This is a genomic window from Paenibacillus sp. EB106-05-06-XG162 (genome assembly GCF_058791655.1).
Genome location: NZ_JBYTDT010000006.1, coordinates 276,203 through 302,320 on the forward strand (window position 1 = coordinate 276,203; position 26,118 = coordinate 302,320).

The window sequence follows — 26,118 nt, forward strand, 5'->3', positions numbered from 1 at the left end:
ATGAGGAGGGTGAACAGAATTGAAGTCCAAGAACATCGTAATTCCACATGAGCATGGGGGATGAGCGATGGTTAGTGTCCCTTTCTTATTCGGGATGCTGGCAGGTACGCCGCATTGAAGTTATATTCTACTATTCATAGCTTGGTTGTTCTTATATTTAGCATCGTATCCATTCTAATTAACCGCGATGATCGCGGTATTTTTTGAATTATAAGAATTTATAAGTTTCACGAATAAACTTTTCATATATTTCTCGCATAAACGCTTTCCGTCCTTGAAAGGACGCCGGAGGCGTTTTTGCTTGTTTGGACGCGATACAGCACACCATGTTCATCGGGAGTACACATGAAGTACACATCGGCACTTTATACTGTGATTTGTAAACAGAAAACGGAGGGAAACAAATCATGAAAAAAACAGCGATCTTATTAGCATTAACCATCACAACGGGAGCTTTGGTAGGTCAAGTATGGGCAGAACCGGCGAAATCAACAGCAAGTCAAGCGACAACAATAATGCAAACGGTGAAGAGTGAGCAGGATCAACCATTTGCCAATGCTGGTATTGACGACCCTAAGGTGTTCACGACTTTTCTTGCAAAATTGCAAAAAGCAGTTGCAGAGGATAATCTTAACGAAGTAGCGACTTACATGTCTTATCCTTTGAATTTGATCAAAAATAGTAAGAAAATAATCATTTATACCAAGGAGCAATTCGTGCAAAAGTACGATCGTATCATGACAAGCCATGTACAGAAGAAACTGCTTGCGCAGAATGCTGAAGATGTATTCGTCAATGCAAATGGGATCATGATTGGCGAAGGCGAGATGTGGATGAGCGTCATCGATCAGCAACTTGCAGTCTATGCCATCCATGCCATGGAGAACCCGTATGAGGTGGCGGGCATCGATAATCCAGCTGCGTTTACCGATTTTCTAAGCAAACTGCAGAAAGCCGTCGTGTCGAACAATAAAAAAGAAGTTGCGAACTTCATATCCTATCCATTACATGTCAACCATAAAGGAAAAACGGTCCTGATTAAGTCGAAAAAGCAGTTTATCGAAAAATACAATCAGATTATGACGGACAAGGTGAAGAAAAAACTACTTGCGCAAAAAGCAAAGGATGTATTCGTCAACTGGCAGGGTGTCATGGTTGGAGATGGAGAAGTATGGATCCGACCGCAGGATGATCAGATCGTCGTGTTCGCGATCAATAAATAAAATCAGTAGTATGGATGAATTACCGTCGTTCTAAGCTCAGACAGTTTTCGGTTGATTTGGGGTGATAATGGATGAAGCGAAGTATTTTGCTCGTTGAAGATGATGTTCTCATGCGTGAATTTATTACAGATTATTTCAAGAAAGAACAATGGGATGTATATGAAGCGGAGAACGGGAGAGAAGCGCTGGAGATTTTCGAACAGGCCATGATCGACCTGATTGTGCTGGATATTATGATGCCGGAAATGGACGGGTGGTCGGTATGCAGAAGAATTCGGCAAAAGTCAGACGTCCCCATTATCATCATAACCGCGCGGACGGAGGACGATGATCAGATTATGGGCTTCGAGCTGGGTGCGGATGAATATGTCACCAAGCCATTTAGTCCAAAGGTGCTCGTCGCCCGTGCGATCGCGCTCATGAAACGAACGGAGGGAACAATCGGACGGGAGAACGACATTCTCACGTATGGGCATATCACGGTGGACCGCAGGGCGCATTCGGTCATGGTATCAGAAACGCTCATTAACCTATCGCCGAAGGAATACGAGTTGCTCCTCGTGTTCATGAAGCATGATGGGCAGGTTCTATCACGGGATTATCTATTGAATGCTGTCTGGGGATTTGATTATTTTGGGGATCTGCGTACCGTGGACACCCATGTGAAGAAATTACGCGCCAAATTAGGAAGCGAAGGGCGATTTATTCGGACGGTCATTCGTTCGGGGTATAAATTTGAGATGGAATCATGAGAAAAAACGGAGTTGTACGAAAGTTGTTTGTGATCACCTCTGTCCTGATCCTACTTGTGTTCTCGCTAGCTCTGCTTGCTGAGGGGTTGTTCTTTGAACGGTTCTATCGGGCGACAAAAATAAATCATCTCGAACAGAGCATCGAGCGATTCGGTACGCGGTATCTTGCTGCAGAATCCAATGGAATCGAGGCCTCTCGCGCATTAGGCACCTTCATGAATGAGAACAACGCCAGCGTGGCGATTCTGAACAGTCAGTTCGAGCAACGAAGCGTCGATCCGTATTTTATTCAAATCGCAACAGATTCAAAGCTGGTTACGCTTCGGATCGCATCCGAAGGGATGATGCTGAACGATATTCCGACTGGGCTGCGAATTGGCGATACGCTGCTGGTTGACGGTATTTTCATGGATGAGAACGATACGATTATGCAGCCAGTCAATATCCATCAGGAAAGTCAGGTAGCAACACTCCCTGGTGAGGGACTTGTACGTGTCAAAGGCAAGATCACAGATTTCATCTTGCCCGAGCAGCGATCCTTCAATCCGTTCTATCAAGATACGCTGATTCGAAACGCGTTGATGGATTGGTTGCTCCAGAAAGACATGCACCAAGCTGAGCTGGATCGTAATTCTTCTGTTCGAACGGAATGGCTTGATCCATGGAGCGGCATCCGATACGCAGTCCTTGTAGCTCCACTATCCACATCGCTGGTTGAGGATCGGTATGTCTTTGCGCTCACCTCGCTTCAGCCCGTAGGCGAAGCGGTAGCAATTCTGAAGCAATATTTTATCTATATGGCGCCGGTTATTCTTATTCTTGTGCTGATCCTTTCGTTGATGTATTCGCGAATCATCTCACGGCCATTAGTGAAGCTCAGTAAGTCGGCAGGGCGCATGGCACAGCTGGATTTCAGTGTCCAGCCCGAGATTCATTCCAAGGACGAATTCGGGGATTTATCGAGAAGTATGAGCACATTATCGCAAAATCTGAATGCCGCATTGCAGAACCTGCAGCAGGCGAATGAGCAGCTGCACACGGAAATGGAAGAGAAGCAGCGCTCCGAGCAGCTTCGCAAAGAATTGATCGCGAACATCTCCCATGAGTTAAAGACGCCATTAGGCATCGTAAAAGGGTTCGCAGAAGGGCTGCAGGATGATGTGGCTGTCGATAAACGAGAGCGATATCTTGGGCTGATCGTGAGTGAAACGGATCGAATGAACGCATTGATTATGGATATGCTGGAGTTATCCAAATTCGAGGCGAAGGCAATTCAGTTACACCTCAGAGACATATCGCTTGGGGAGTTGATCCATCGCGTTACTGCCTCGTTCGCTCATCAGCTGGAGAGTAAGCAGCTTCACATCGATATACAAACGGATTCGGATTGGGTTGTCAGCGCAGATCCTAGACGGCTCGAGCAAGTGGTACTGAATCTATTAAGCAATGCCGTTCGGCATGCGTCGCAAGGAAGCACCATCCGAATTGATATACAGCGAACAATGCATGGCCAGATTAAGACCGCTATCGCTAATGTTGGCCCTCCTATTGACGCGGAAGATTTGGATCGGATCTGGGATCAATTCTATCGTGCCGAACGTTCACGTGATCGCAAATCTGGCGGTACGGGACTGGGGCTCGCCATCGTCAAGCATATTCTGGAGCTGCATGGCAGTACGTATGGTGCGGCGAATACGGACCAAGGTGTTGTGTTTCATTTCACGTTGGAACAAGCGGAAGCGAAGTAAATGATATTAATAGACAAATGGAGAGTGGGTATGGAGAAAAGACGCTACATCATGTTGTTGATTGTTGGTAGTATACTGCTTCTGATAAGTGCTTGCGGCTCGCCATCGGACACCGGTTCTGCGGTGAAGGGATCTGAACCCGCACATCAAGAGGCACCAGTTAGCGAGAAGGATTCGAAGCCATTGGACAAAGAAATTCTGATTATTATTGATCAGACGCCCAAGCCTACTGAGCAGAAAAGCTTCGATTTTGTCGTGAAGAAGCTGCCTGAAGGGTATTCGCTCGCTGAAATGCAGTGGATTTCTTCGAAGAATCAGATCGTCAATACGCTGCAAGAAGCTGCTCAGCATGGTGCGAACGGGGAAGATGGCTTCTACATTAGCGGTGATGGACAGTTCGCGGGTTTCATCTATCCTCAGCCGATGAGCGGCGAAGAAGGGGAGGTCAAGTTCCTTTTCCGCAATGACCAAGGGGATGAATTGACGTGGAAAAAGAAAATAACGTTGAAATGAAATGAAAAATCGTGCGCAGACCGGGGGAAGATATGTCTGAAATACCCCGGCTTGCGCACGATTTTTATGCAGTTGATCAACCAGGATCCAGGACACGTTCGACTTTGGCGATATGGTCCTCCATGAGCTGCTGTGCTCGTATGCCTTCGCAATCGGCGATCGCCTCGTAAATATCCCGATGCTCCCTCAGCAAACGTTCAGCCGAAGAGCGTTCGGCGTAGAACCATAACGTACGGGTATCCTTCATCGTCTCGTGAATCTGCTGCGACAGTGACGACATCAAATCGGCTAGCATGGGGTTATGGGTTGCTCGAGCGATTGTCTCATGGAATTGTACATCGGCTTGCTCGCCGAATACCTCGTCATCCAACTTGGATGCCATCTCTTCGAGAATATTCGACAGCAGGGCAAGGTCTTGCTCCGTTCGATGGGTTGCCGCAAGAGACACACAGCCAGTCTCAAGGACGCGACGTACTTCAAGAAGATGTCGAATTGATTTCGCGCGGCTTATCCAAGATTCAGGATGCAGGTGGGCCGGATGAGGGAGTTCGATCGGTTGTTCACGGACGAACGTGCCGCTTCCTTGCCGGACATCGAGCATGCCCATTGCCTTCAAGGAGCTAAGTGCCTCCCGTACTGTAGAACGACCAACTTGATATTGCAGGGCAAGATCAACGACAGATGGAAGTCGGTCGCCTGGGAGGAGGAGGCCTTCTTCCATTTTTTGTTTTAGGTCCTGCATGACCCAGTCGGAGCTTTTTAGCGGTTTGGGTTGAAGCGTATTCATCAGTTTCATTCATTCCTTCCGAAATGTGGTTCTCATGCCATTTATTTTAGTGTATACTAAACCCAACATAAAGTCATCAGATGACCTGACTAATTCGTTGCTTCTAAAATTTATGAGATGTTGAGGTGTTGATTGTGCTGGAGGAAGTCGTTAAACGTGAGCTGCGCTCAATTGTGGGCGATACATTTTTTCATGATGATCTTGAGTCACTTGTAACGCATTCCTATGACGGAACGCCAATGCAGCAGGCGCTTCCGGATGGTGTCATTTACCCTGGTAGCACCGAAGAAGTCGCAGCCGTCATGAAAGTGCTGAACCGACATCGCATTCCGCTTGTCAGTCGGGGCTCGGGCACGAACTTATGCGGTGGGACGGTTCCCGTGCATGGTGGGATCGTGATGGTCATGCATCGCATGAATCGGATCCTAGATGTCGATATGGATAACCTGACAGCGACCGTACAGCCCGGGATCATCACCAAGGAATTTATCACCCATATAGAGAACCTAGGCTTGTTCTATCCGCCTGATCCGAGTAGTATGGCAATTTCGACAATCGGTGGCAATATCGCGGAATGCTCCGGTGGCCTTCGGGGGCTCAAATACGGGACGACGAAAGATTACGTCATTGGTCTTGAGGCCGTACTGGCGAATGGCGAAATTATCCGTACGGGCGGCAAGCTGATGAAAGACGTAGCAGGCTATGACTTGACCAAGCTGCTCGTCGGCTCGGAGGGGACACTTGCAGTGATTACGGAAGCGACGCTTAAACTTATTCCTCCGCCCAAGTATAAGAAGACGATGATCGCGATGTATAAGGATATCTACGGGGCGGCTCGCTCCGTATCCAGCATCATCAAGAACCAGATTATCCCGGCAACGCTGGAGTTCATGGATAATCCGACGATACGCGTCGTCGACGATTTTGCGAAGCTAGGCTTGCCGCTCGATATGGAAGCCATCCTGTTGATCGAACAAGATGGCGAGATGGAGATGGTCGAGCGAGATATCGAAGTCATCGCGTCGATATGTCAGAGCGAGAACGCTGCAAGAGTTGAAGTAGCTGAATCGGCGGAACATGCCTTGAAGCTGATGACGGCGCGACGCAGCGCTTTTACAGCGCTCGCCCGCCTGCGGCCGACGACAATACTGGAAGACGCTACAGTTCCGCGTTCGCGAATCGCCGATATGGTGCTGGAGATTAACCGAATTGCCCAGAAATATAACGTGCAGATATGTACTTTCGGTCACGCCGGCGACGGGAATCTACATCCTACTGCAACGACAGACGCACGAGACCAGGAAGAAGTACATCGCGTCGAAGCAGCTTTCGAAGAAATTTTCGAAGCGGCGATTCGGCTTGGCGGCACGATAACGGGCGAACATGGCGTTGGGATGGTAAAGGCTCCATATCTGGAATGGAAAGTGGGGAGCGCCGGTATCGAGATGATGCGAGGAATCAAGATGGCATTCGATCCACACAACTTGCTCAATCCCGGCAAATTGTTCGCCAAAGAGTCGCGTAAAAGGGTGGTCATCGATCATGGCTAAGACAGACCTACGATCCAATTCATTGCCGACAGCACCCGGCTTGGCAGGCGCTGTTCCCGCTTGCAGCCCTATGGTGAATACACTAAAGCAGACGCTCGATTACGACCAGCTGACCAACTGTATGCGCTGCGGGTTTTGTTTGCCGGCTTGTCCGACCTTTCGCGAGACAGGGGTTGAGGCGGAATCGCCACGAGGCAGGATTGCCTTGATGAAAGCCGTTGTCGACGGCATCATGGAGCCAAATGCGCAGTTCGAGACGCAAATGAATCACTGTCTGGGCTGCCGCGCATGTGAACCAGCATGTCCGGCCGACGTGAAATACGGCCAATTAATCGAGCAGGCGAGGGACGCGGTGGAGAAACATACAGACTTCCATCGCTGGTGGATCAAGCTTGCGCGTAAAGTAGCTTTCAAAGGCGTGTTCCCATATCAGAATCGAGTAAGGATGGTCGGAGGAGCGCTTAGATTCTATCAACAATCAGGATTACAGAGCTTTGCGAGAAATGCAGGACTCATGAAGCTGTTTCCTGCACATATGCGAGACATGGAGAAGATTTTGCCCGAGGCTTCCGATAAGGGTGTCGTCGAGACGATTGGGACCTGGCACCCGGCAATAGGGGAGAAGATCGCCACCGTCGGCTTATTTCGCGGATGCATCATGGATATCCTGTTTACGGAGACGAATATCAACACCGTTCGGTTGCTTAATGCGGCCGGCTTCGACGTCGTCATCCCAGCAAGCCAGAATTGCTGTGGTGCGCTTCATGCGCATAGCGGTGAACAATCTGGCGCCAAGGAACTAGCCAAACGGAACATTGGCGCGTTTAAGGAAGCTGGTGTCGATTGGATCATTTCCAACGCTGGCGGTTGTGGCGCGTTGCTCGTCGATTACGGACATCTGCTTCACGATGAACCAGAGTGGAGTGCGGATGCTGCATGGTTCGCTTCGCGCACAGTCGATATTAGCAAAATTCTGGTGGATCAAGGTAATCTGCCTCAGTCCTTCGGCAAGACGGCAGAGGGGCATGCGACCAAAATCACGTACCAGGAGTCCTGTCATTTGCGCAACGTGATGCGCAGCTCGGATGCGCCGAGAAATCTGATACGACGTGTGGAAGGAACGGAGTTCGTCGAACTGTTCGAGGCAGACCGTTGTTGCGGCTCGGCTGGTATTTACAACTTGACACAGCCAGAAATGGCCGGGAGCATCTTGGAACATAAGATGGAGCACGTCAAGAAGACGCAGGCGCACGTTCTATTAACCAGCAATCCCGGCTGTCTGCTGCAGATGAAGCATGGCATTGAAAAACATGGCAATAGCCACGAGATGCATGCCATGCATGTGGTTGATTTTTTGTATAGCCAGTTGAAATGAAATTGCTCGAAGTGGCGAGTAAATGGGAAACCTGCTGTTAAATGTAGACCTAGGCCGGATGGCACCTAGCCCGATGAAGCGACGGTCATTGCGATCGAATTTGATCGAGAACCGATTTTGCCCATAAGTAAATAGCCGGACAAAAAACTCCCCTTCAAGATTTATACGAAGGGGAGTTCTTTAGTTCTTTAAGTACGTTAATTAATGATTGATCGATTCTCCCGACGCGGTGCTCGGTGGTAGAGAAAGTTTGTATTTCGTCTCATTGATGATCACGGTACTATCCTGGGGGATATCCGCTTTGGAGCCCAGCTGAATGATAACTTGTCCTGGATAGGAGGGTACGACGTCTTCGGCAGAAGAAGCTGTGCCATTCGTCGTGCTTGTTGGATCTGCACCATTTTCTGGATTCGGATTTGTTTCTTTGGTATCTTTCTTTGTATCCGTTACGGTATCACTACAATTGTGAATTAATTTTAGTGTCTTGCTATAGTCGGTCTTCGTTCCATCTGTTTTCTCAACTTGTACCGTTTTCGGCTCGAAAGCCGTACACTGCGCTAGATCACGAAATTGAAATACAAGCTGGGTCTGTTCTTCTCCATCGATTGGGATGTTCTCCGCATGAACAATGATGTCTGGAACCTGCTCGGTCGGCGGTGTTGTAGTGACAGGTTGTTCCGCTTTTTTGATCTGTTCGGGCGCTTTCTTGCTGAATACCCCGGATCCAGCCATCCCTGCAGCTGCGCCAACAATAATCACAAGAACCAATGCAAGAAGGCTTGCTTTCTTATGTTTTTTTAGGATGCGAAGGAGTACCGGTGAGTTTTCAATAGCAGCTTTATCATATACCGCCTTCAGAGCCGGTCCCGCCGTATCGAAATACTGTTTGCGATTCGTCCGGTTCTTAAAGGCAGTCGGATCGACTTTCTTAAAATAAGAAAGAATTGCTGCTGAATATGCGGCATGAAGCTTCTGAGATCGCGTGAAATAACGATGCTTTTCCGACCAATTAATGAATTGATAGACGATGGTTTTGTCTTGTGCATGTTGATAGATATATTGCAATAAACCGCTGTAATCGATCAAGCTTCCGCAAGATTCACTGTAGAACGCCATGATTATCCGTCTGAATTGAGCCGGCTTAATGTCGTACTGCATCCATTTCCGCCCGAGCTGCTGCAACCGATCCATTTCCACAGCTGAAAGGCCTTCGAAGATGGATTCATTGGGATTCTGCTCATGGAACCATCGGTACGCAGCGAGCATGACATTCGTCTGTGATCGGACTTGTTGATTGAAATGGGCAGCCCATTCCTTGATCTCATCCTCGTGTTCTAAGAAATCAATTTGTAGAAGCTGATTCAGCGTGATGGCATCAAGATTTAATTCTTTAAGTAAATAGAGCTGAGCTGAATAGATAAGTTGATCGATAAAATAAGTATCTTTGCCTCCGAATTGCTTCTCCACTTGAATCGCAAGCTTATCCAGTTGATTCACGATCGAATAGACGGCGGACACAGGCTCAGACTCACTCCGTAATTTCTCGGTAAGTTCTGACTTGGCAATCTCAAGAAAAACGTTACTGCTCCGGACTTGCGGATGATGGATCACCCAGTGCTGAATGGCATGGACGATATCGCCCACGGAGCTCATGGCTTGGAATTGATACTGAATGTACGGGTCGAACAGAGTTCTTGCGAAATTGACCTGCAAGATCGTATCGAAAAAGAGCTGGCGTAGTGAGGGTACACTCTCCGCGATGGCGTAGAATGCTAGAGCCATATCTTGCCGTTGCTCGGCATTCGCATTATTAATTGCCCGGATCAAGAAACCTGAGAGATCCTTTTCAATCGCAGCGGGGTTCAACCGATCGTAATCGCGGAAGCATTCCACAATCGTAGGGTCCGGAATCTGTCTCTGCTTAACATGCGTGTATTCTCTTGTGAACAACGTATGGAATAGAGCATTTAACCGTTCTTTGGCGACCATCGCATTTGGTGGCGTTAAATACCCGATTAACGCGCGTAATAAGGCAACCTGATTCTTGTCATATTCATGGTATTGTCCCTGAAGTAGCTGTTCGAACAACGTTAGCTCATGATAACTGACAATGGATATCTGGCGAAGCGGTTCCAGATCAGCGAGCATCCGATCGGCAAATCGGAAGAAGTCCTCCATCACATGCGAGTGATCGAGATGATCCCACGCATAATCGATATAAGGCTGTTTGGACCAATCCAAATCCATATTGTTGATGCGGTTTGAAGGAAGATCGAACGTGTAATCTTTCTCGATATTTTTATCGTTCGCTCGCAAGCTTCCTTTCTCCATGAGCGTGAGATGAATGCCTTTTTTGCTGACAGGTTCTTTGGCATACGTCACGAAGCCGAATTGTTTGCGGTAGGCATGTGGCATGCTGGCATATAAGATTTCGATTAATTTCACGGCATGGAGGGATAGGTCCTCGATGGGCACATCCAGAGTGACATAAACCTTCTTTTTTCCTTGAATCGAGGCCATCACGGCGAACAGCAACTGCTTAAACACGTGCTCATCGATGTTCATATGCGCCAATTGTGTTCGATAAGGTAGAGAAGGAGTGGTAGCAGCGCCCAGTGGAAGTTCGTTCAATTCAGGCAAATCTTGCCCTTGTTCAATATCATACGTGGTGGCGAAAGAAGCATTCAACCACGCATCATAGTTATAAATCACTTCTGAGGCACGCTCTGCTGGAATCACATAGTTATGCATGAAGAAAGCACTTCGCATGCCCGTGAAATCGGCAGGCATATACACACCTGTACCAAATACGATTTGCCCCGATTCCGTGCGATATAAATGCATGGCTTTCGGATAAGCGCTGACGTCCTTTTCTCCAAGCACGGACAGCTCTGTCGGAGCATCGTAGAAGCAGGCAGGGTGGAGCACTTTTTTAATGAAATTGCTATCCAACCCATTGGAACGAGCTACTGTATCGTAACCTTCATTGGAACGAAAAATACCACGCCGCTCTCGCGTATACATTTGTTGTTGGATGGGTTTCGGTGACGGGGTATTCAACGTTCTTCTCTCCCTTCGATGTAATTCAGTTTATATAACAGCCAGATGAATGGTTCGTCCACACGGATGGGACTGACAACGCCCTGCATCTTTTGGTTAACGGGATTGCTCCCAAGTGCTGAAACCGCGAAATAGGCGGTATTGGAGAAATAGACATCCATCGTTCCCTTGAAAGGGCGATCGACTTTCTCAATGAAACGTCGAATTTCGCCATCAATGTTCTCGAATTCGGTTAAGTCAAGCCATTTGCGATGAATCATGTTATTGAAAATATTACTGTTCGGCTTGACATAATCGCCGTCTTCATCTTTGAGCGAGTGAAGCATATCACTCTTCGTCAACACGACAGCCGTCGGGATATTCGTCTTCGTCTTCTCCTCATACGCAATGAAATCGCCGAACATCGTCAGGACGACATCACGCGGTTCATCGTATTGCGGGATCCAGTCGCCTTCGGTATCCCCGTATTTCAACCGTATTTTCTCACGAATCGAACGAATCTGAAGCGGATCGACCATGAATAAAATGCCGGCGGAATTCTTGATATGTTGTCCATGCAGCCCCAGATAGTCTTGATCGACCATGCCTTCACCTGCAACGTCAAAGAATACAAGGGTGAGAGGGGGCTTGGACTCATCCTTGAACACGAACTGGAAAATAAATGGTTCTTGCATTTTCTCTTTTTGGGTTGAAGCGAGCAGATCGCCGCGTTCAAAAAGTGGTTCTTCGTACATGGTGCGGAATTTGCGGCTTATTTCTGCATTGAGTGGCATGCAGGCTGCGTCAAAATGATCTGCTGTCATATGCTGCAGCGTATGGATCAAGGAGGTCATATAGACCGATTTCCCGACTTGGGAGGCCCCGATGATCGAGATAATATTGCTAGGCACCTTGCCAGCTGTGATCGGCAACTCATTATGGCAGTGCGGGCATAGTCGATGACGCGTGACAACGCCGTATCGATCGTTCAACCCAATCAGGACATGATCGGAGTAGATGTGATGCTCTTCAGGAATGTCGTGCGGGTAGAGAATGGCTTCCATATCGTAGACGGAATCTAAACCGAATTGCTGGCGGTAACGATTCAAGATGTCATCTTCTTGAAGCGCATAATTCTCATCGTCTTCCCGGTGATGTGCCGCACGGAAGACCACATCTTCGGGTGCATATTTACGGAAGCAATAGGGACATACAATATCGTAAAACAGCGGTCTTGGCGCTGCTTGCGGTTTCTTTTTAAATATATCGAAAAAACTCATGGGTGCTCCTCCTATTCCGGTATGAGTGCATATACATGCCCGTATTTCCGGCCGTCTGTAAAGAATAATCGAATAAAATCGTTCTTGCCGATTTCAATGACAGGTAAGACCGTCTTGCCTGCAGGAAATGGCTCTACGAATGGATAGACCGTCCCATCTTCTTTATGCGTCGGGTAGCCGCCTTGCTTTTTAACATAACAGAGTACGTCTTTCGCAAGGGGGACTTCCGAGGTCACTTGAATTTGCGCCGTTTTGAATTTCTGAAAGAAACCGGTTTTGAGACGAATCGAGTAATATATATTCGCTTTTCCTGTACTGACTTCAATGCGATTCCCATACTCAGGTTGTCGAATTAATCGCGTTTCTCCATCGACGGTCGTGCTGGCGTATATCGTATAGATCCAGCGGCCGACACCGTCCAATCGATCCTGATAGCCATGATTTGCTTTGAATTCATCCTTGGTATAGAGCTTTAAGGCGCGAGCGTCAGGCGTATCATCAACCTGCTCGCTCGCGTGTACTTTATGAATGTAAACGGATTGGACGTCGCTTGGCCACAGCCATCGGAGCGTACAACGGTTGTCATTTACGCTTGATTGAAGGTCCCGTATGATGGGGGATGTAGCATGGGCATCCATAAACTGCATGGTTATTGCGCCTCCCTAGGTGTTAACTAAAAGCCTTTGTTGTGTTGGTCTCGGGCCCGATTATCGAAGCTTTGATTCGGACGACCGGCATGGATGTTGCGATGACGATCTTGACGCAGCCGTTGATATTCCTGAATAGGAACGATCCATGTGAACAAGCCAATCACGCCTGCTAATATCAGTGCTGCAATGAACCGTGTCAACCCATCGGTGAATGGGTGTCCGGATAATCCAAACTCTAACAATAAACCAGCTAAAAGTCCTGCAACGGATCCGCCTATCATAAAGCTCCGGGCGAGATGGCGATTGTCAAAGACGAGACCTAGCGATAAGCCGATTCCTGTACCGATGAGTAGTAAAGCGATAATCCGCAAAATCATGTAATAAGCGTTATCCTTGGTGTTGTCCGATCTTTCTGTGACTAGGGTGCGATTACCAAGGTTATCGTAGATTTTCTGGAACACGAGCGATAGATCATCGGCTTTCGTAACATCGTAATATTGTCCGCCTGTTCGATCAGCAATTTGTTGCAAGAGGGCGGTACCCTCTGGGTTGACAAGACTTAAACCGATCGTATTGATCGCAATTTGGTTCTGCTCATATTTAGCAAGCACCTGGTTCGTATCGATTTCGCTAAAACCGTCGGAGAGAAGAATGACCATCGTTCCTCGCTGCGCGGTTCCTTTCTCCTGAATTTGCTTCATGGCTTCATCCAAGGAAAGTGCAATATTCGTTCCACCGTCGGTCTGCTGCAGGGCATCGATTTTCGCCGTGATCTCGTCTTTGGCAGCTTGATTGTTCACTGCGGTAAACGGTTGGATGACTTCAACTTGATCATTGAACACCAAGACCGAGAGTTGATTATCGCTGTCCATTTTTTGAATTAAACGTTTGGCAGCGGCGTAGCGATCTTGATTCGGGTCCGTCTCCGTCATACTGCCTGAGTTGTCGATCACAAGCACGATATCTTTGACAGGCTTCGCCCCGCCGACATTGATATGGTAGAGGGCTTCGAGTGCAAGCCCGACAACGAACAGCAGCACAAGCGTGACCGGAACAAGTAATTTCCAAGACATTCCGACATACCGCTGCCGCCACGACGAGCCATTAAGTCGCGGTGCAATCATCTCTGCGATGAGACAGAATAGCCCGATGAAAAAGGCGAGGGAGCCAAAATAAATGCCAACCACGACGAACGTTGGCATCGAATCAAGCAAGGTATGAAGGATCATTTCACCAACCGCAAAACCGATGGAGCCTCCGATGATACTGAATAACACGAGTAGTAAGTTGATCTTGCGCTGCAACGACAATCATCCTCTCTATGGAACCTGTATCGGTTTGATTTAGCGAAGCTCTGACAACTGATGAACATCCACACCGTGAAATTCATACTCATTTTGCATATAGCTTTCATAGTAAATTTTACCGTTGCGATAATACATTAAATCTTCGACGTGGAAACCGCCCATCATATTCAATTTATCAACGCCGCTGCTCCGTTTCTCATGCACACAGCCTAATTTGTAGATACGAGTAGTCTCGTCTGCACCCAAGGCATAGCGAATGAATTCGCTCGTATAATCACCGAAGAAATATTTCTCTTCATAGCGATGTTCATGTGTGTAATCCAACAGGCGGATATGAATTCCTGCCTGTTCCTCGAGCGTACGGTAGAGCTTCTTAAATAGTTCATCCTTCGATAACACTTGTTTGTTCTCATAGGCTATGGTCACATTCGCACGCTGCAGCAACTCTTCTTCAAAGGTTTGCTGGAACGGTTCGGCTGTTAGTAGATGTTGCCGACAGACGGCCATGAGTTTCTTAGCATAGGCTTCGTTGCCTTGATGGAGCAGCGAAGAGATGCTGCCCATATAACGTTCATCGAAGAAAATTTCCTGCCCGCGCTTCGCTTCTAGATCTTCCATGACGCTCTGAGTTATCCGTTCATAGAACTCGATGATGTTCTGCCCAATATAATCATCTGCTGTACGTATACTTTCAAGCGCTGCTTCATGAAGGGCATCACGAAGCTCCTGAACCTGCTGGACCTGCCGCTGATAGATGACATGTAGCTGCTCTAAAGCCGTTTCAACCCGCTTCATACAGACGATTTCCAGCTCAAGCCGAAGCCTCTCTAGCTTTTTACAATAGATCTTCTCAAAGAAAAAGCGGATGAAACTGCGCACGTTGTGCTTATCCATAAATGGCATTCGCTTAAATGTCTGGTTATCGACTTTTTCCTGATAGAGTTGTTCCAGCTCAGAGACAACGAAGTCTTTCTCCGATTCTCGTTGTCGAATCAGGCTGCGTATCACCGGCAGAATACTCTCATGCTCGACCCATGGATTCGTCCATTGGAACAACTGCATGAATCCGACCTGCGTGAACAGCGACGCTTGTTTCTCCATTGAACGCTGCAAAAGAGCATTAATATCCAGTTGGTCAACGGCTAAATTCGCTTCTTGTACAAAATTAGCGTGAAAATAGGCTTGACAGCCTTCCCCGAAAAGCGCTCGTTCCGCGTCCTCGAGGGATAGGGCCTTCAACTGTGAATAACTCATCTCACGCGACATGATCCCACTCATATCATCAATTTTCCCCGCATCAGGAAGGAGGGAGGTGAGTAGTCTATCGATCGCTCCAGGATCGAGGCCGAAATACATGAGCTTTTCCGCATTGCTCACATGTAGTTCTCTTTGCATGCGATGAATCAGTCCCTGATGGAAGTGGTAGAGCACTGTCAATGCGATGGATTGATTCGGCCGTTTGATTTTGGAAATGCCCGCCGATACATAGCCTTGCCGTCCCGATTCCGTCATTAAGTTGTTCTTGAATGAAGTGTTGTTATAGCTGTTCTGGTTCATCTCGAATGTTGCTTCTTGTTGTTTGCGGTTCTTCAGCAAGCTGATATGGCAGATGATCTCATAATTATCCTGCATGTCACTCGGGGATGAAATCCCGCGTTCATTCTTATCCGATAGGATGTATGCCAGATCGAATAGAGGGGAGGCCGCATGCGTAACAGGAATCGATATGCCATCCTCTGTGACTTGTAGCGGCGCAGAGAACGAATAGTCCTTGCGCTGCATCGTATCTAACTCCCGAAGAAAGGCAACGCCGAGCGAACTGCTGTAGCCGAAGGTCTCGACTTGATCCCGCTCGCTGATGAGCGCGTACAGATCCATCTGTACGGATTTAAAGGATTGACTCAGAATGCTATGCGCGAGCAAGGTTACCTCCGGAATAAACACATTAAGCGGGTCTTCGACCCGCGTAATGACAGACAGATGAATTCGGTCAAATGAAGCGTAGTTTCGACCATAATCAGCAATATGACGACTTACCTGGCGCAGCACCCGGTTCAGTTCGAACCAGGGCTGTGTTTGCTGGGTTAAGCTTTGATAGATATGTTTGCGAAGCGATTTGTCGTTTCGCTCTTCCGTGGATACGGGCAAGACGAGTCGGCTGACACGGGAAGGATGGTCGGTACCTATCCCCGAAGTCTTGGCGCCATCTTCAGAAGCAATATGCACATACTTGATTCCAGCGCTATTGACCGATTTTTTCTCGTGAATCCGTATCATCGGCTCTATCGCTTCGGCAGCTTTATCCCCGACATACATAAATACAGTAGGGTAGTGGAAGCTGCTCAGATCATCGCCTTTGCCCGATAGACGTTCTTCTTCATAGGCATATTGTGTTGCGAATTGGTGTAATAAAGGTTTCATACTAGGACTTCAACTTTCTGCGAATCGCATGGAGTTTCGTTGTCATTTGCTTGTAGAACTGATACGCTTCTTCACCATTCGCAAGTTCGATTTTCTCATATTCTAATCGATCGCGGGCATCCAGGAACACTTCATACAACTCTTCGAGCTTGGACAGGAGAGGTGCAATATCCTCCGATGCTGTCATCTCGGAACTGCGGCGGGACGCTTTACGCATAAGCATGCTGCGGTTCTTCTCATCCAACTGACGGAACTGCTCGAAGATCTCGAATTCCACGAAATCGCGGCTCTTCATCAAATTGGCGAACGGTTCCCAAGCTTCTTCCTCAGCATCCCGGTCATAGACGTAGAGCGCGCCTTTTTTGCAAATCGTACCCGTGTAGAAGGCTTCAATAAATTGATCCTGCAATTTCTCTTCCCCTTGGAATTGGGCGAGCACCTTTTCTAGTTCAATTACTTTGGCCTGAATTGCCTCATACTTTGCGATCTCTTCTCGAACACGTGTAATCAACTGCGGTGAGCGAATGAAGTTCTCTTTGGCCATGTCCTCATGGATACTTCCGAAGATATCCTTCGTAGATTCTTGAACCAAGCCTTCATCGAGCATACGGCGAAGCTCTGCACGTGCACGTTGAACCTCACCAAGATTCGGCTTGGATGCATGCAATTGCATATCAAATCCGCCGAGAATATCTGCAAGATGTAGTGGCTCAGTGAACACGACAGCATAACGATTGCTTGTTGTCTGATCGACGTCTTTCAGTTTAATGATGTTCCATTCCACAGCTTTGGTGAATTCATTGCGAATTCGTGCGTTGTAATCACGTACGCGAGCATTGCTGTAGGTTTCGCCCCAGGACTTCTGCGGAATAGGAGACGGTAAATACGTCCAGTTCACTTTGTCGGTCTGCACGAGATGACGTCCAATCCCTTCCTTATCTAGGATCGTTCTCTCATAACTTTCCTCATACACTTTAAGCGGCGTATAGACGAAGAGAGGAACGCCATTACGTGTATTCAACCAGAAGATCCGGTTCTTCACTTCGCTTTCTTTAACCGTGAAATGGGATTTTCCCACGGCGTTATTCTGATAATTCCGGATCCCTTTCAGAATACTCGGCGCTTGCACTGGCACGGATACGAATCCCCAGGAAGGGAAGTATAAATTGCCGGCGCTGTTGCTCAAATGGAATACCGGTACGGCTTCCTCGTCAAGCTTACTTGCAATATTGCGTTCAACGAACTTCTCAATCGATTCTTCATGCCCGAATTTCATCACAAGGAATTCTTCCATGGATTGCGTGATCAAATCCCCGAATTTCTCCGAAAGGAAATCGGAGATGGAGCTGACGATGTCGAGCTCTTGCTCCTTGATCCAATGATTGGAGTGGTTCAGAAGTTCGGATGCGAAATCACGAATGAGATCGTCGACTTCTTTTTGCTCCATGATCTTGCTGATGACTTTCGAAATGTCCGGTACACTGACAAGATTCCAGTAATATGTCTTATTGCCTTTGTGATCTGCTTGTTCGTCGGCATTGATTAAGATATCGCCATTTTTCTCGAAGATCGATTTTAGCGCGTTCAAGATCTCTGTAAAAACATGGTAAATCCGATTATTCTCGGAGTTCAGCAATGCATAGAGGTCTTCATAGAACTCGATCATTTGCTCGGTTCGTTCCAAATCGGCATGAAGCCAATACTCACTGATTTTGGAATCGATATAGGCATTTTTCTTTTTATCCTTCGAGATAAAAGCACTTCTAGCATCGCTTAATGTCTCTTCCGAAAAATCACGGGCTGCCTCAATATCGCGAGGGATACGTACGAGATTATCACGTAAAGTTTCGATGTAAGAGAGAAGCATTTTAAGCAGGCAGAAGCCTTTCTCTGTATAGACGAGACGCGATACATAGATCGGACCTTGTTCCGGATGGAGGAACATGCGTCGAATTTGATCCGTGAACTGCGCTACGATTTCACCTGGCAGCTGTTTTTTGACTTTAATGTATTCTTCACGCGCACGGGTCAAGAAAGTCTGCTCTAACTCGGTATCCATGTTAATGACTTGATGCTTCACGACATTGTTGTAGCTCAGCCGCTCGCTATTCTCGTAACCAGTCAAAGGCTCAGGGATACGGGATTCGAAAGTTTTCACCATGGAATCCAGATCAACCCCGATTTTACGTGCGAATTTCTCCGTTTCTTCTTGTGAAGGGGATTTTTCGAACATGACCTCCATCTTTGTAAATAAGCGGTAGCCTAAGTAAGTCGTCATTTCTTCAATCGGAAGAACAGCGGATGACGCCCCGATAATGTTGTATTCATAGTTCGCCGGATAAGCTTTATTCATCTGGGCGATGTTCGTCCGGATATTGCTGATATAGTCATGGATCGCGAATTCCTCGCCAGATTGTTTCTCTTCGCTTGCCATGAAGTTCGTAATATTCTCGGCGGTGACATTCATGCAATAATCATAAGCATTCTCAAGCAGCTTGCCTTCGGTATTCGTCGCCGAAATCAGATGACACAGATTGAATGGAGGCAGAGGCGAATTGACCGTCAAGATATTGCCATATTGCTGCTGGAATCGCTCACCGCGACTGTCTACGTTCATCCAGTAATCCAACTCTTTTAAGGCAGCATAACCATTCTTTTTGATATATTCCCGTGTATGCTCACTCAAGCTCTTATTCGATAAGTTGATGTCTGGCGTGAACAAGTACCCTAAGGTATTGACGCGGTCGATGCCGGCAGAACCGTGATCGCGTTCAATTATGCCTCGCACGATATAGGAAATATCGAGGAAACAGCCGCTACCCGTACCGCCGGATAGACCCGTAAGCAGGAACACCATCAGTTTTTTGTTGGTACCGACCGATAGTGTTTTGATCTTTTTGTCGATTGCTTGTACAACTTGATTAATTTTGGTGAAGAGGAGAAGACGTCCGGCTTGACGAACCCCCGCAGCCCCGTTCATGCCATCGGTGATGGATAACTCCGGCGATAACCAGTCGGTAATGTAAGGCTCAAGAATGCTGCGATTCTGCAGCAATCCACCAATTTCTGCGTTAGATAACAGGACGAACTCATTCAATGGATCTAGACCGATCCCTTTATATTTCTTCGCGCGATCTTGTTCGTTGGTCTCAAATGCCAGAAATTCGACATTGTCGGGCTTGTCGCGTTTTTTCTTGGATAGCGGGTCCTCAGGTAATCTGAATCTACGATTAATTTGGTATTTCAGGCGGAGCAATGCGTCGATTCCGGTTCCGCCAAGTCCGATGATCAGAATGGGGTTGTCGATCGTATCGACACGGATCTTTTCACTGACGATACCGCCGCCTAGGGATACGTCCAATTGTTGTATATGCTCTCTTACGATGGGTTTCATTTCATTTCCTCCTTAAGGATCTCTGATACGCGTTTATACGAGATATTCGATAAAAATCGTTTTATCAATGCTACTCATTGTGACGGTAATGCGGTCTGAGCTCTTCAATTCCAATCCCCGGCTCGCATCTATCGTACGGCCTGATTTCTCGATTAAGCTAGAGGCTTGGTTTTTCAATAGAATGTGATCATTCTTGGCAGGGAAGAAGATAATATGCTCGGTTTCCTTAAGCTCAGGTGCGAGTTGCAGGAGTTGGTGTAAATTGAATTTGCCTTTAAAAGCTTTTAACTTCTTGTACTGCGGGTAGCTTTTCTCTCCGGTATTCTCATCGCGGATTTCAACGACAAGTTGACCGACGAAGCCGCGATTCGCTTTTCTCACGACTGCAAGAATGAAATAACCTCCGGTTGCAAGTGCAGCCAAGATAATCACGCCTAGAATAACGGGCCAAAACGGAAATGGTTTCTCGTCTTTGGGTTCCGGCTGGCTCGGTGTGACGGCAGTTCCGCCAGTTGCTTTCCCATTAATCGTCACAGGGTCTGACTCGCGATAGAAGCTCTTTTCTTCAGCTCTTACGGTTAACTCATAGGCTCTCTGGTCCGGGACGGTATAGGTTCCTTTAAAGCGATCACCCGCGTTGGTCAAAGGCATCTCCGTTACGTTCCCGGTCCCCAGGTCTTTGACTTTAAGGACGGCTGACATATTGCTGTAGAGACCATTGTCTTGAAGCTTCTGTCCGTTACTCGTGAGATAGGCGCCAATGTCAATGGTATCTCCCTTTTTATACGTCTTCTGAGGGATCGGGTCTAGCGCCAGATCCAAATCGTAGTTAAAGACGAGATTGATGTCGATTTTGTTCTTGTCCGCACCTTTAACTTGAAGTTTCCAATCGCCCTGAACAGGTTTGAGCATTTTCACCAGGGTGTAGCTCTTCGACTTCGATATCAGGACTTCATTGGAAGGAACAGGAATAGATTGTCCTGATGGATTCGTTAATTTGATGTCAACAGGTTTGGATGACATAATGGAGATATTCGCTTCAAGGACGTTTGCATTCGGAACATTCACTGTGACATCCTGATAGCTTCCGTTCCCCGTTAGGGATTGAATAGGGACAATATTAAGCTTCAAATGGCTGGCAAATATTTCACTCAGAATTTGAGGGAGGTCATCCGCCGAGCTCGTCTCGAATGATTTGGCCCCTGTTCTTGTAGATAAGTCTGCTAGAGCTTCCTTGTTCAATTTGCCATCCGCATTGAGCCCAATGGTATAGATCGGAATGTTCTTGTTCTTCGCGTCTTCGACGGCTTGATTCAATTCTTGGTCTGATTGTGCTTGCGTCCGATTGGATTTCTTGTTCAATGCGTTATTGCCGTCTGCAAGGACGACGATCATGGGTTCGTGGCTTGCATCCGCGCCATCTTCTAGCACTTTAACCGCTTCACGAACCCCGACTGCAATATCCGTATAGGTGCCGCGATTCAGTTGATCAATAAATTGCTTCAAATCTTGTTTATCCGTATTGGATTTGATTTCAAGAAGTGCTTTTTCACGCTCGATCCGATCCGTATAGGCAATGATGCCCACCTTATCGCCCTTAACGGATAACATGTCAATGAACATTTTCATCGCTTCATTGCCGATTTTATTTTTGTCGCTGCTATTCATCGAGTTACTGACATCCACGACTAGCACCGCGTCAATCTTAGACGATTGGGCAGCCGCGTGAGCAGCAGGTATGCTACCGGCCAGTGGAAGAAGCAGCATCGAGAAAGTTAGCATCAAGATCATAAGGCCGATTTTATTTTTAAACATAGGTAAGGCTCCTTTTTCTGTTTGATCATATTTATTATTCTAGTTATTCATGCTTAATGCGAGATGAAATGGATAAAGAAAATAATGTAAAAAAATCTAGTTTTGTATCGTATCATACAAAAAAAGAACGATGTTTGCTAGAATCCCGAATCTTTCATTATGATATAGTTAAAGCCATTGAACTTCAACTTTTCCAGAATCTTGCTCCTTGTAAAACGTAAAAAAGAAAGGAAACTCATATGTTTGCATACGTATTTATTGGAATTTTGTTTCTCTTTGTCATTGTAAAATGTATTCAATATGGATGGCACCGTAAAAAATCATTAGACCCGGCAACGATCGACAAAGCGTTGCTCGACATGCTGAATTCAGAGCGTGATCAGGCATGAACAAGAGAAACTCCAAAACCCCTGTTTTTTTGAAGTCTTATTATAAAACAAAATATCGATACGAAAAGCTCAAGGTATGCAAGAAATGCCATGCTTTCACGATCTTAGGAGACACGATCTGCCCGAATTGCGGCAAACCTCATCTTATCCCTGTCGAAAAACAAGCAGAGCGTAACGCGGAGCATGCCATGCATACGGTGATTCTCGTTGCCGTGTGTCTCGGTCTAATTAGCATTCTCTTAAGCAGTACGTTGCTGCAGATGGTGCTCTGCGGCATTGCCAGCATCGTGTTGATCGGCGTCTTATGGATCGTGCAACGAAATGTGCTGGATGTAGAGTGTACGCGTGCATTAAGTAAGCTGTTCTATGCCAATCAGAAAAAAATCCAAGACGGCATCATTCGGGACTACAAAGCAGCAATCGATAACTGGGGTACCGATAACCAGCGTTGCTACGAAATGCTGCGTGAGATCAGCACTCTATTGCACAATGATATGATTCGTATACGCCAACTGACGCTGCTTCAGACATTTTTGCTTCGTAAAGATATGGACTTAGAACTTGAACCGCTGCTTGTACGCAAATATGAACCCATGTTGGTCGAATATATCGGTGAGCTGGCAAAGATCAAACGAGACTTGATTAAAGACCGAACGTTTCAATATATCATGGCCTACGAGCCAGAAATTATGGGGCAGGAACAGGGTCGAGACATTCTAACTGCCGTTGCCGGAGCCGCTGTACGCATGAAGCATTACGTTCGCAGTTATTCGGGTTTAGTCAGACGCTATGCCTATAATCTGCCAAAAGATCGTTTCCTTCGCCTTTACCAGATGATCGAACAATATCCGAACGAAGATTGGGGGCGGCTGTCGGAAGAAGTCATGCGTATTTACACGGAAAAATATCAATGGGATCCTGACTTTCAACAAAAAGACCAAAGGGGTCACACTATATGACGATCATTCGGGCGATAACCCCTCGTAATGTGATGATTTTTTTGTGTGCGCTGGTTCTGGTCCTGATCGGGGTAAAAGGGGGTTATATCATTCTCAAAATGAATAACGTAGCGGAGGCCGACCGACTGTGGGATAATAAGCAAGTTTATTGAATGAAGCTGTGTCCATGCAGAAAACCTATGCAGACTTGGAATTGAAAGCAATCGTACAGCAGTTTACAGATATCGTTGTTGGGGATTTGTGGCAGTATCAGCACATGAAGGTTCGCTTTACGGCGAATATCGTCATGGTCGGAGAATCCGGCGTTTATGCCCAAATGGGGGATAGTCTCATACAATTACAAGGCGATTTCTCCTATTCAATCGGAACAGCGGTTATTATCGGAACCTTCGAACAGTCGAAAGATGTGCAGTTTGGGGATCAAATGCTGAATATTCCGGTCGTAGAGGTGGAAACCATTACGAACTAGTTCAGAATCAATCGTTGAAATAGAAAGATTTTCAATCAATTACTGGATAAGGCATGAATTTAAAGAGGCAAAACTCTTTTTGTTCATGCCTTTTTTGATTGTTTATATGAATCAATGAGAATTAGGAAGATTCAATATTATAACGAAGTCACAAAATGAATTCATTCGTATTCAAATGAAAATAATCGAGTAAGATCAAAATTATTACTAAATGCATGCAAAAATCTATTATGCTGACAGACGAATGATGAGAGTGATGAAATAAAAAGAGTCAATTATTGGCGGGGGTGTATACATAAGTAAATGAGAAATTTGACATGTGGCAAAATGTGTAAAACACTATAAATGTCATTGTTTATATATACTTCTTCACAAAACCCGTATTTTGTACATATGTAGATAAGTTGGTTTTAGCCCTTATTCTATAAGAGTTGTTAAATAGTGTCATACACTATTTAACATGTCCTGAATAGTAGTTAGCTTAAAAAAATGAGCAGACTGCTGTAGCCTGCTCAACATTGAATTTTATTCAACTAAAGTGTCACGTTACTCTAATGGATTAATTACCCCCACCAAAAACGATAACATACCCGTCCAGATCTTTTACTGCGAACTCCTTCCACTTCCTTTCACCCATATCCTCTATTTGTGGAGCATATGCGATCGCAGCCCCTCTTGAAAGGAATTCCTCATACAACGACTGTACGCCGTCGTAATCAGAATATGCATAAGTATCCCAGCTCGTTGGTGGTCCTGGCCAGTCTTGAGTGTAACTATTTTTAGCTGGCTTATTATTGGGGCGGACATCATCAGGCCCTTGCGCTTGTTGGAGCAAAAAACCTACACCGTCACGTTCTACATGACCCCATCCATCAACCGTAAAGCCTAATACTTCTTGATAATAATTCTGTGCTTCGGAAAGGTTCGTGACTAATCTCACCTGCAACGCATTTTTAATTCGTGCTTTTACTTTGCCGACGAAATCTTCACCCAGTTTTATGTCTTGAGCACTTTTTTCGACCAACTCAATCAACTCCTGCTTTAAAATTGACTTGGATCTTCTAATACGAGTTTCAGTTGTACGTAACGGAATACCAAGTAAAAGACTTATTTCTTTCGCTTTATAACCCCCGATAAAATGCATAAGTGTCGGGGTACGATATTTCTCATCTAGTACATCGAATGCTTCCCATACCTCTTGCATATCTAATTGAAGCTTTATCTGATCTTCTAATGATAACTCATTGGGAATATCTTCCGCCTCTTTAAGAGGCAGTTCATGCACTCTCTGCTTACGATAATGATCTTTGCACAGATTTTTCGTAATATGGATTAACCAAGCCCCAAATCTGCCCGTGTCTGCAAGTTGATCAATTTTATACCATGCTTTAACAAAGGCTTCTTGTGTAATGTCTTGTGCTAAATGGAAGTCGTTCACTTGACTGTAAGCAACTCCGTATAAAACGTTTGAGTATTGTCGAACCAGTTTGGTGAAGGCCTCTTGATCACCGTATGAAGATTTTCGTACAAGATCAGTCTCGAGTAGATCTTCCATGATTTCACCCCCTCTATTATTAAAGACGGAATAATTGATGAAAAACATTCAAATTTGTTTATGAATTTTCATGTTTTTGCCCGTTAGCGGGGAAAAGGCAGCCGTAATATTGGCTGCCCTTTCCTATTGAGAATTGAACTATCGTTCTCCGTTAGTGTAATCAACTAAATTTTCTACGCTCCCGATCCAACTGTTCACATAACGTCGTCAAGCTTTCGGCCACAGTTTGATGAGCTGTGTCGATGACGATGTGATCTCGGTCCCAAGCATCGTACTGTCGGTTCCTGACCTTCTCCCACGTGGGTAGAACAAAGCCGGGAATATCGGCTACACGTGTTTCGATGCGATGCCTGTGTTCACGATCGTCAGAGCAGACCACTTCGATTTCCACAAACGGAGTTTCAAGAGATTCCGCTACGTTGCGCCAAGCTTGGCGCGTTACTTGGATGGGATTGACTGTATCTGCTATCACATCGAGGCCCAACTGGAGATTCTGCGATGCAATCGCATAACACACGATGTAACCCGCAGGTCCATCGACCCACGTTCCAGCATCCCGCATAGCCTGCTCGACGACATCAACCCGGAGATACGCGGCCTGTAACTCTCTAGCCAATGCTGACGATAACGTGGACTTCCCGGTGCCTGGCAACCCGCTAAATATATATAGCATTAAACTCGCCTCCTTCACAAAACTGTCCGTTAGCGAAACGCAGCTCCGATCTAAGTCGGCAGCCGAGTTTTCGTTATTTTTTTAAGCTATAGTCCCCTGTTAGGATAACGTAAGATGCCGCGTCAGTGAGGATGGGGAAAAAGGAAATTATTTACAAAGTAGCATTTGGTAGCATATGATTTTAATATGGGCCCAACGGGAATTGCATCGGATTCCAGC

Annotated in this window: 18 protein-coding genes; 8 read left to right on the top strand and 10 right to left on the bottom strand. The window is 46.4% G+C overall.

The genetic code is table 11. The annotated features are described in order from the left end of the window. The first annotated feature begins 407 nt into the window (after positions 1 to 407). The 4 genes from AC3WU2_RS15975 to AC3WU2_RS15990 all read left to right on the top strand — a co-directional run bounded on the left by AC3WU2_RS15975 (position 408) and on the right by AC3WU2_RS15990 (position 4,236). Entirely contained in the window at positions 408 to 1,223 is an 816-nt protein-coding gene (locus tag AC3WU2_RS15975) for a hypothetical protein (protein ID WP_492455795.1), read from the top strand. 71 nt (positions 1,224 to 1,294) lie between these two features. Then, positions 1,295 to 1,975 (top strand): response regulator transcription factor, encoded by a 681-nt coding sequence (locus AC3WU2_RS15980; RefSeq protein ID WP_492455797.1) that lies wholly within the window; start codon positions 1,295 to 1,297, stop codon positions 1,973 to 1,975. Further along, entirely contained in the window at positions 1,972 to 3,723 is a 1,752-nt protein-coding gene (locus AC3WU2_RS15985) for a sensor histidine kinase (RefSeq protein ID WP_492455799.1), read from the top strand. The genes AC3WU2_RS15980 and AC3WU2_RS15985 overlap by 4 nt, the downstream gene beginning before the upstream one ends. A gap of 30 nt (positions 3,724 to 3,753) precedes the next feature. Then, entirely contained in the window at positions 3,754 to 4,236 is a 483-nt protein-coding gene (locus AC3WU2_RS15990) for a hypothetical protein (RefSeq protein ID WP_492455801.1), read from the top strand. Positions 4,237 to 4,312: 76 nt separating this feature from the next. Here AC3WU2_RS15990 and AC3WU2_RS15995 read toward each other — a convergent pair whose 3' ends face one another. Continuing rightward, a complete protein-coding gene (locus tag AC3WU2_RS15995; RefSeq protein ID WP_492455803.1) occupies positions 4,313 to 5,032 on the bottom strand; it encodes a FadR/GntR family transcriptional regulator in 720 nt (239 codons plus the stop codon). A 125-nt stretch (positions 5,033 to 5,157) separates the two neighbouring features. Between AC3WU2_RS15995 and AC3WU2_RS16000 the strand changes: the two genes are divergently transcribed. Together AC3WU2_RS16000 and AC3WU2_RS16005 are read left to right on the top strand one after the other, a co-directional pair. Further along, positions 5,158 to 6,573 (top strand): FAD-binding oxidoreductase, encoded by a 1,416-nt coding sequence (locus AC3WU2_RS16000; protein ID WP_492455864.1) that lies wholly within the window; start codon positions 5,158 to 5,160, stop codon positions 6,571 to 6,573. Then, entirely contained in the window at positions 6,566 to 7,948 is a 1,383-nt protein-coding gene (locus AC3WU2_RS16005) for a (Fe-S)-binding protein (RefSeq protein WP_492455805.1), read from the top strand. The genes AC3WU2_RS16000 and AC3WU2_RS16005 overlap by 8 nt, the downstream gene beginning before the upstream one ends. Before the next feature lie 201 nt (positions 7,949 to 8,149). On the opposite strand, the gene AC3WU2_RS16010 is transcribed toward AC3WU2_RS16005, so the two are convergent. From AC3WU2_RS16010 to AC3WU2_RS16040, 7 genes are read right to left on the bottom strand one after another with little or no spacing between them, the layout of a single operon-like run. After that, positions 8,150 to 11,008, bottom strand: a complete 2,859-nt coding sequence (locus tag AC3WU2_RS16010) for a GAP1-N2 domain-containing protein (RefSeq protein ID WP_492455807.1) — start codon at positions 11,006 to 11,008, stop codon at positions 8,150 to 8,152. Further along, complete coding sequence (locus tag AC3WU2_RS16015; RefSeq protein ID WP_379346632.1) at positions 11,005 to 12,267, bottom strand: hypothetical protein; 1,263 nt, start codon at positions 12,265 to 12,267, stop codon at positions 11,005 to 11,007. Before AC3WU2_RS16015 ends, AC3WU2_RS16010 begins: the two co-directional genes overlap by 4 nt. Before the next feature lie 11 nt (positions 12,268 to 12,278). After that, positions 12,279 to 12,914 (bottom strand): beta-mannanase, encoded by a 636-nt coding sequence (locus AC3WU2_RS16020; protein WP_492455809.1) that lies wholly within the window; start codon positions 12,912 to 12,914, stop codon positions 12,279 to 12,281. Between the two features lie 26 nt (positions 12,915 to 12,940). Next, positions 12,941 to 14,221 carry a vWA domain-containing protein gene (locus AC3WU2_RS16025; RefSeq protein WP_492455811.1) on the bottom strand — a complete coding sequence of 427 codons (1,281 nt, stop codon included), beginning with the start codon at positions 14,219 to 14,221 and terminating at the stop codon, positions 12,941 to 12,943. A 39-nt stretch (positions 14,222 to 14,260) separates the two neighbouring features. Beyond that, on the bottom strand, positions 14,261 to 16,645 hold the full coding sequence (locus AC3WU2_RS16030; protein WP_492455813.1) for a transcription initiation factor TFIID: 2,385 nt from the start codon (positions 16,643 to 16,645) through the stop codon (positions 14,261 to 14,263). Between the two features lies 1 nt (position 16,646). Next, positions 16,647 to 20,039: a tubulin-like doman-containing protein gene (locus AC3WU2_RS16035; protein ID WP_492455815.1), complete on the bottom strand. Its 3,393-nt coding sequence runs from the start codon at positions 20,037 to 20,039 to the stop codon at positions 16,647 to 16,649. Between the two features lie 33 nt (positions 20,040 to 20,072). Beyond that, positions 20,073 to 21,854 carry a vWA domain-containing protein gene (locus AC3WU2_RS16040; protein ID WP_492455817.1) on the bottom strand — a complete coding sequence of 594 codons (1,782 nt, stop codon included), beginning with the start codon at positions 21,852 to 21,854 and terminating at the stop codon, positions 20,073 to 20,075. A gap of 385 nt (positions 21,855 to 22,239) precedes the next feature. On the opposite strand from AC3WU2_RS16040, the gene AC3WU2_RS16045 reads away from it, so the two are divergent. Together AC3WU2_RS16045 and AC3WU2_RS16050 are read left to right on the top strand one after the other, a co-directional pair. Beyond that, a complete protein-coding gene (locus tag AC3WU2_RS16045) occupies positions 22,240 to 23,202 on the top strand; it encodes a hypothetical protein (RefSeq protein WP_492455819.1) in 963 nt (320 codons plus the stop codon). 166 nt (positions 23,203 to 23,368) lie between these two features. Beyond that, the gene (locus AC3WU2_RS16050; protein ID WP_492455821.1) at positions 23,369 to 23,671 is read left to right on the top strand and encodes a hypothetical protein; all 303 of its coding nucleotides are present in this window, start codon (positions 23,369 to 23,371) and stop codon (positions 23,669 to 23,671) included. A 559-nt stretch (positions 23,672 to 24,230) separates the two neighbouring features. Here AC3WU2_RS16050 and AC3WU2_RS16055 read toward each other — a convergent pair. Then, entirely contained in the window at positions 24,231 to 25,226 is a 996-nt protein-coding gene (locus AC3WU2_RS16055) for a sigma-70 family RNA polymerase sigma factor (protein ID WP_492455823.1), read from the bottom strand. A 160-nt stretch (positions 25,227 to 25,386) separates the two neighbouring features. After that, complete coding sequence (locus tag AC3WU2_RS16060; RefSeq protein WP_492455825.1) at positions 25,387 to 25,899, bottom strand: P-loop nucleotide/nucleoside kinase family protein; 513 nt, start codon at positions 25,897 to 25,899, stop codon at positions 25,387 to 25,389. Positions 25,900 to 26,118 lie beyond the last annotated feature (219 nt).

Bases quoted from the DNA above. Each gene is read 5' to 3' on its own strand.
- AC3WU2_RS15975 (WP_492455795.1), top strand. From the start codon at position 408: ATGAAAAAAACAGCGATCTTATTAGCATTAACCATCACAACGGGAGCT.
- AC3WU2_RS16050 (WP_492455821.1), top strand. From the start codon at position 23,369: ATGCAGAAAACCTATGCAGACTTGGAATTGAAAGCAATCGTACAGCAG.
- AC3WU2_RS15980 (WP_492455797.1), top strand. From the start codon at position 1,295: ATGAAGCGAAGTATTTTGCTCGTTGAAGATGATGTTCTCATGCGTGAA.
- AC3WU2_RS16045 (WP_492455819.1), top strand. From the start codon at position 22,240: ATGAACAAGAGAAACTCCAAAACCCCTGTTTTTTTGAAGTCTTATTAT.
- AC3WU2_RS16035 (WP_492455815.1), bottom strand. From the start codon at position 20,039: ATGAAACCCATCGTAAGAGAGCATATACAACAATTGGACGTATCCCTA.
- AC3WU2_RS16040 (WP_492455817.1), bottom strand. From the start codon at position 21,854: ATGTTTAAAAATAAAATCGGCCTTATGATCTTGATGCTAACTTTCTCG.
- AC3WU2_RS15985 (WP_492455799.1), top strand. From the start codon at position 1,972: ATGAGAAAAAACGGAGTTGTACGAAAGTTGTTTGTGATCACCTCTGTC.
- AC3WU2_RS16020 (WP_492455809.1), bottom strand. From the start codon at position 12,914: ATGCAGTTTATGGATGCCCATGCTACATCCCCCATCATACGGGACCTT.
- AC3WU2_RS15995 (WP_492455803.1), bottom strand. From the start codon at position 5,032: ATGAAACTGATGAATACGCTTCAACCCAAACCGCTAAAAAGCTCCGAC.
- AC3WU2_RS15990 (WP_492455801.1), top strand. From the start codon at position 3,754: ATGGAGAAAAGACGCTACATCATGTTGTTGATTGTTGGTAGTATACTG.
- AC3WU2_RS16055 (WP_492455823.1), bottom strand. From the start codon at position 25,226: ATGGAAGATCTACTCGAGACTGATCTTGTACGAAAATCTTCATACGGT.
- AC3WU2_RS16015 (WP_379346632.1), bottom strand. From the start codon at position 12,267: ATGAGTTTTTTCGATATATTTAAAAAGAAACCGCAAGCAGCGCCAAGA.
- AC3WU2_RS16030 (WP_492455813.1), bottom strand. From the start codon at position 16,645: ATGAAACCTTTATTACACCAATTCGCAACACAATATGCCTATGAAGAA.
- AC3WU2_RS16005 (WP_492455805.1), top strand. From the start codon at position 6,566: ATGGCTAAGACAGACCTACGATCCAATTCATTGCCGACAGCACCCGGC.
- AC3WU2_RS16060 (WP_492455825.1), bottom strand. From the start codon at position 25,899: ATGCTATATATATTTAGCGGGTTGCCAGGCACCGGGAAGTCCACGTTA.